General features: G+C 61.5%; 6 protein-coding genes. 5 read left to right on the forward strand and 1 reads right to left on the reverse strand.

Annotated features, from left to right (window positions below):
• Positions 1-64: 64 nt before the first annotated feature.
• The gene (locus tag QMB98_RS02270; RefSeq protein WP_371684022.1) at positions 65-1,408 is read right to left on the reverse strand and encodes an MFS transporter; all 1,344 of its coding nucleotides are present in this window, start codon (positions 1,406-1,408) and stop codon (positions 65-67) included.
• Positions 1,409-1,512: 104 nt separating this feature from the next.
• Here QMB98_RS02270 and cysS point away from each other — a divergent pair, with 104 nt between their 5' ends.
• The 5 genes from cysS to QMB98_RS02295 are packed head-to-tail and all read left to right on the forward strand — an operon-like array spanning position 1,513 to position 6,643.
• On the forward strand, positions 1,513-2,937 hold the full coding sequence (gene cysS, locus QMB98_RS02275) for a cysteine--tRNA ligase (protein WP_371684023.1): 1,425 nt from the start codon (positions 1,513-1,515) through the stop codon (positions 2,935-2,937).
• Positions 2,938-3,912: a 23S rRNA (guanosine(2251)-2'-O)-methyltransferase RlmB gene (gene rlmB, locus QMB98_RS02280; protein WP_371684024.1), complete on the forward strand. Its 975-nt coding sequence runs from the start codon at positions 2,938-2,940 to the stop codon at positions 3,910-3,912. It abuts the gene before it with no gap.
• Complete coding sequence (locus QMB98_RS02285) at positions 3,909-5,282, forward strand: hypothetical protein (RefSeq protein WP_371684025.1); 1,374 nt, start codon at positions 3,909-3,911, stop codon at positions 5,280-5,282. The genes rlmB and QMB98_RS02285 overlap by 4 nt, the downstream gene beginning before the upstream one ends.
• Positions 5,275-5,715, forward strand: coding sequence for a hypothetical protein (locus QMB98_RS02290; protein ID WP_371684026.1), 441 nt, complete (start codon positions 5,275-5,277; stop codon positions 5,713-5,715). Before QMB98_RS02285 ends, QMB98_RS02290 begins: the two co-directional genes overlap by 8 nt.
• A 55-nt stretch (positions 5,716-5,770) precedes the next feature.
• Positions 5,771-6,643, forward strand: coding sequence for an LCP family protein (locus QMB98_RS02295; RefSeq protein WP_371684027.1), 873 nt, complete (start codon positions 5,771-5,773; stop codon positions 6,641-6,643).
• The last annotated feature ends 33 nt before the right edge of the window (positions 6,644-6,676 follow it).

Consider the following 6,676-nt stretch of genomic DNA (forward strand, 5'->3'; position numbering starts at 1 on the left):
CATGGACTCCGTGTCCAATAAGTCATTGGACTCCTTGTCCAAAAACTCTATGGACATAACAGACCTAGTTCGAGTAGGGATCGGACTGCGAAGCGGATTCGACCAGGGCGGACTTCGGGGTGCGCACCTTGAAGAAGGCAATGAAGCCGGCGAGAAGCACGATGATGATGCCGAGAATGCCGAAGTAGGCGGCGTCGTCACGCGAGGATCCGATGACGGATGCGCCGATGGCGATGGAGGTGGAGTACATGAAGGGGGAGAGGAACGAAACCGCCCTGCCCGTGGTGGCGTACAGGCCGAAGATCTCACCCTCCTCGCCGGGAGGAATGATGCGAGCAAGGTAGGTGCGGGAGCTGGACTGGGTGGGTCCAACGAACACGCAGAGCAGCAGGCCGCAGATCCAGAAGACCATGGGACCACCGTCGTGCAGGATGAAGATGATGGTTCCGAGAACGATCATGGAGCCGAGGGAGAAGAGGATGAGGGGGCGGGAGCCCAGTCGATCATCGAGGTAACCGAAGGCGATGGTGGCGATGCCGGCCACGAGGTTCGCGACAATACCGAATACGAGTACCTCGGAGCTGGAGAACCCGAAGGCGGCAGCGGCGAGCACGCCACCGAAGGCAAAGACGCCCGCAAGACCATCGCGGAAGATGGCGGAAGAGATGAGGAACCAGACGACCGAGCGGTCCTTTCGCCACAGGCGTGCGATGGAGTTGAACAGCTCGCGGTAGGAGTCAACGATGCCGACCCTCTCGGTGGACTTCTGCTTCGAGTCCTTCGCGAACAGCATGAGGGGGAGGGAGAACGCGAGGGTCCACACGGCGCAGATCACCATAGAGATGCGGATGTCCCAGCTGTCCTCGGAGGTGATGCCGAACCAGCCCACCTTGGGTCCGATGATGCCGACGTAAAGGATGAGCATGAGGACGATGCCACCCACGTATCCAAGCCCCCACCCAATGCCCGAGATCTTGCCGATCGTCTTGGGGGTGGAGATGTCCGAGAGCATCGCGTTGTAGACAACGGAACCGGTCTCGAACGCGATGTTGCCGACTGCGAGGAGCAGGAGGCCGAGCCAGAGGTAGGACTCGTCGGGGCGGACGAACGCGAGACCCGCTGTCGCGAGGATCGTGATGAGTGTTGTGAAGAAGATGAGGTTGCGCCGCTTGCCGGAACGATCTACGGACTGACCAACCACGGGAGCGATGATGGCGACGAGGATGCCCGCGGCCGTCATGGTGTAGCCGAGGTTTGTGTTCGCGTTGTCACCAAACAGGTCCGCATTCGAGATGTAGACGGAGAAAACGAAGGTGGTGACGACAGCGTTGAATGCTGCTGAAGCCCAGTCCCACAGCGCCCAGGCGGTGATCTGGTTGCGGTTCGACCGCGTTGACACATTACTCATCCCGCCACCGTAGCGCGTCATTGGTAACAGAAAGTGAATAACGGTCAAAAGTCGTTCACCTTTAGTCATGCGAAGAAAGGTGCATATGCGGGTAACCTAGTGGTGTGACTCTGGAAATTCATGACTCAGCGACCAAGACTCAAGTGGTGTTTGAACCCCTCATCCCCGGGCATGTGAGCATCTACCTGTGTGGAGCCACCGTCCAGGGAGCGCCCCACATCGGCCACCTGCGCTCGGCGCTCTCCTTTGACGTGCTCACTCGCTGGCTCACCCGCTCCGGGTACAGGGTCACGACGGTCCGCAACGTCACCGACATTGACGACAAGATTCTTGCGAAGTCCAAGGAAGCCGGATGGGAATGGTGGGCATGGGCCTACCGTTTCGAGCAGGAGTTCTCAGCCGCGTACCGTGCACTCGGCGTTCTGCCCCCCACGTACGAGCCGCGTGCCACCGGGCACGTGCCGGACATGATTGAGCTCATCAGCAAGATCATTGATGCTGGCCACGCCTACGTGGGCGACCCCGGCAACGTCTACTTCGATGTCGAGTCCCTGCCCGACTATGGTTCCCTCACCCGTCAGAGCCTGAAGAACATGACGGTCGATGAGGACGATACTGAGAAGGACAAGCGCAACCCGCACGACTTCGCGCTGTGGAAGGCACCCAAGGAGGGTGAGCCCACGACCGCGTCCTGGGATAGCCCGTGGGGTCGTGGCCGACCCGGTTGGCACATCGAGTGCTCCGCGATGGCGGGTCGTTACCTGGGTGACGGCTTCGATATTCACGGCGGTGGCATTGACCTCCGGTTCCCGCACCACGAGAACGAGCAGGCACAGTCCAGGGCAGCGGGGCGCGACTTCGCCAAGTACTGGATGCACAACGCGTGGGTCACGGTCGATGGCGAGAAGATGAGCAAGTCTCTCGGCAACTCCCTTGTCGTGTCCGAGATCCTCAAGGCAGTCTCCGCACCAATCCTTCGTTTCGCACTCACGACCGTTCACTACCGGTCCACGGTTGCCTACTCGCCAACCACGCTGTCCGAAGCCGCCAGCAACTGGGAGCGCCTCTCGGGCTTCCTGGCGCGTGCTGCAGAGACGGTGGGTGAAGCGGACGCCGAGAAGGTTGCGGCTATCACCGCTGAGGACATGCCGAAGGAGTTCCGTGCCGCCATGGACGACGATCTCAACGTCTCGGCAGCCATGGCTGTTATCCACGATCATGTGACAAAGGCAAACGTTGCCCTCGGTGGCCGTGACGATGTGGCAGTATCGGAAGCCCAGATTGTTATTCGTGCGATGCTCGATGTTCTCGGACTTGATCCGCGTTCCCCGCAGTGGCTGCACGCCACCGGCTCCAAGCACGACGAAGCACTCAACGTTCTCGTGCAGGAAACCCTCGCCCAGCGCACGCAGGCGCGTGCCGATAAGAACTGGGAACTGGCCGACCGCCTCCGTGACACCCTGTCCGAGGCCGGAATTATTGTTGAAGACGGAGCCGACGGTGTCCGCTGGCACGTCAAGGAGAACTGAATGAGCAACCACAGACCCGCCAAGAAGAAGGGCCCGAAGGTCGGGTCCGGCGGTGTGCGCCGTCGCGCGCTTGAAGGTCGCGGACCCACGCCCAAGGCAACCGATCGCGAATACCATCCCGCCTACGCCAAGAAGAAGGCGAAGGAAGCGGAGGAGAAGCGTGCCGAGGCCATCAAGATTGCTCGCGCCGGCGGCAAGCTCCCTGCCTATCTCAAGCTGGAGGCGGGCCACGAACTGATCTCGGGACGCAACCCCGTTCTCGAAGCAGTACGCGCCGGCGTGCCCCTGACTCGCGTCTTCATGGTGTCCGGTAATACAACCGATGAACGCGTGGAGGAGGCGGCTCGCCTCGCCGCCTCCCAGGGGGCACCCGTCATTGAGGTGACCCGTGGTCACCTGGACGTCATGACGGAGAAGGCCGCCCACCAGGGAATCGCCATCGAGGTCCCGCCCTACGACTACGAGTCGCTGGACGATGTCATCGAGAACATTGCCGTGACGGGAACCCCCGGGCTCATCCTTGCTCTCGATTCTGTAACCGACCCGCACAACCTCGGTGCCGTCCTTCGGTCCGCGTCGGCCTTCAACGCTCACGCGGTTCTCATCACCGAACGCCGCTCCGCGGGCGTGACTGGCACTGTGTGGAAGGTGTCGGCAGGTGCCGCCGCACGCGTCCCGATCGCACGCGAAACGAACCTGGTCCGTTCACTCCAGCAGCTCAAGGAGAACGGCTACTTCGTTGTCGGTCTCGCCGGTGAGGGCGATGTCATGCTCGACAACCTCGAACTGGCCGACATGCCTCTCGTGCTCGTCACAGGCTCCGAAGGCAAGGGACTCTCCAGGCTCGTGCGCGAGACCTGCGACCAGATCTGCTCCATCCCCATCTCCGGTGACATGGAGTCTCTCAACGCCGCAGTCGCGACCGGCGTCGCACTCTACGAAGTTGATCGAATCCGCAGGAAGGGAACACGATGACCATGTGGCGCCCCGTCAGCGGGGACATTTACGGACTCGACGAGGCACTCTTCAACGAGGAAGCCTTCCAGTCCTTCTTCAAAGAGGAGGGCGTGCTCGCCCGCGGCAAGCACATCGAGAACGATCAGTACCAGATCGAACTCGCCGTGACTGGCCGCCGCAGGCGCGTGGCAATCATGGACGAGGAGGGCTACGTCATTCCCGGCATGCCGCTCTCCGAGCTCGTTGACCTCATGGACACCAAGCTCCGCAAGGTCCAGATCGTCATCGACGGGGAAGTCCGCTACGGCGACATCGATCTCGGTTCCGTCGCGGCCGACGTCGAGGAAGACGTCGCTTTCTTCAAAGAAGGCGAGGAGGGCCTCACGTCTGTTGCGGAACCCGAAGACGAAGAAGAGGAAGAGGAACACGAAGAGGCCGAGAACGAGGAGGAGCACGAGTACCCGGATGCTCCGGTACTCATGCTGACCGACTTTGCGCTCGCGGAAATCCCCGCACTTGCTGCCGTGACGAAGGTTTCGATGGCGGTGGTACCGCACGGCAACATCAACGTCATCCTTGCCGCGAAGCCGTTCGATGTGAAGAAGCTTCTGTTCCCGAAGCCCGTCTTCCACCTGACTCTGCGAACGCAGGGCGAGGGTTCCCCGTTGCTCACGGTGTCTCTCGACAACCAGCGCACCCACACGTGGACCTGGGACGGTCAGCTCCCCATTCTTGACTGGATGCTTGAGCACGAGTCCGCACGAGAGTTTGCCGATGAACACCTCGGTGCGGGCGCCCTTGCACGCAGGTGCGTCCTCGAGATCGACGACGGTTCGACCAAGGAAGTGCGTGACGCGCTCCTGTCTTCCAAGGTCCTCGGTCCCGCCTTCTTCATCCAGGCCATGGGTCTTGGGCCAGAGTTCCTCGACGTGCTCGAGGGCCGCATGGAAGTGACCGAGCTTCCCGATGCCGAGATCTACGAGAAGTCGTCCCTGTCGAAGGCGATCCGCGAAACCATCGCACTCGAGATCTCGGGCCACGGTGTGGCTCGCCCGAAAATGTGGGAGGCCTACCGCAAGGTGTTCCTCGAGCGTCCCGGCCTGCTCAACGCCTCCGCCTCGATCCAGGCAGCCATTGGTGGGTCCGTCCTGGTGGCTGCACTGCAGTCGAAGAACAAGAAGGCCAAGTGGGGTGCCGGAGCTGGCGCACTCCTCATGGTGAACGCTGTCTCCCGCGTCCTCACGACCCAGTTCATTCAGGAGTCGCTCGAATCGAGTGAGAAGGTGCAGAAGCTGACGGAGGCGGCTGCCGAGCAGGCACGCGTCGAAGAGCGTGCCAGGCTACAGTCCGAGAGCGGTAGCAGCCCGGAAGAGCGTGCTGATGAGTGAAGATCCCAACGTGAGCGATGAGCAAGCCGCGGCCGACGAGCAACTTGAGACGTTCTGGGATCGCGCCGCGATCAAGGCCCGCATCAACCCCTTCGAGGTCGTGCTGGGTCCCGATCGAGACTCCTCCCTCATGCCACCCACGTGGTCGCTCGATGATGCCGCCGTGGATCAGGCGCTCAAGGACAAGACCATTGTTCTCACGTCCGCTTTGGAACAGCACGACGAGTTGATCGAGCCCGGTGGGTTCTCCATCCTCCTGCGCGAGAACGGCACTCCCGCCGCGCTCCTCCAAACCACCGACGTCACAGTTCACTCTCAGGACGAGATGATCGGGCTGGCCGACAATGGAGACTGGGAGAGCGTCAAGGACACGGTCGCTCCTGACTCGCAGATTGTTGTCGAACGATTCAAGGTCCTCGTTTCTGATGTTTAGGCGTGCCGCCCTGCTCTCATGCGTCCTCTTGGTCGCATGTTCGGGCGGCAACGACGTGACCGGAGACCAGACCACCTCCGGCGCACAGACACCCACAGTCACGGAAAGCACCTCGACCGAGGCGGAAACCACGGGACCCGAGGAGACCGAAGCGGTGACGGCCGAACAGCCCCTCACGCTGCTTCTCATTGGTATTGATGCTGACTCTGGGTCCCAGCGAGCCGACGTCATCATGCTCGTGCGGATCGATGAGGAGAGGGAACACCTCACTGCCATGTCCATCCCGCGTGACCTGTGGGTGGAGATTCCAGGTCAGGGTGAGGCGAAGATTAACGCGGCCTACGCCTACGGTGGCGCCGAGCTGCTGAAAGAGACCGTTAACGGTCTCTACGACTCCAGTATCGACCACACCCTCGTAGTCGACTTTGAGGCATTCAGCGAACTTTCGACCATCCTTGGTCCCATCACGGTGGAAACGGCGGACGGTCCGGTCTCGTTGGAAGGGGATGAGGCACTCAGTTTTGTTCGCGAGCGCATGTCCCTGCCCGGTGGCGACTTCGATCGAGTCCGTCGGCAGCAAGCCTTCCTCGCGGGAACGTCAGCTGCACTCCAGGGAGCGACTCCTGCGCAACTACAGGAGCTTGCGCAATTGGCTGGGGAGTACATCGAGGCCGATGGAAGTCAGGGTCTCAACTCCCAAGCACTCCTCCTCAACCTCGTTGCTGACGTAGCCGGCACGGAGCAAACCTTCTTCACGGCCCCACATGCTGGCACAGGATGGTCCGGAGATGGTCAGTCAATCGTTCTCGTCGATGCTGAGGCAACCGATGGCCTTGCCTCCGCCTACGAATCCGATTCGGTAAGCGATTGGATCGAGGAAGCCGATCCCATCACGCTGGATAGCGGCTCTTCACGATCGAGGGTGTAGTCGCCTGAGCGTGTCGGTGGTCTGGTAGGGGTC

It is taken from the genome of Flaviflexus sp., assembly GCF_041440645.1.
Taxonomy (GTDB): domain Bacteria; phylum Actinomycetota; class Actinomycetes; order Actinomycetales; family Actinomycetaceae; genus Flaviflexus.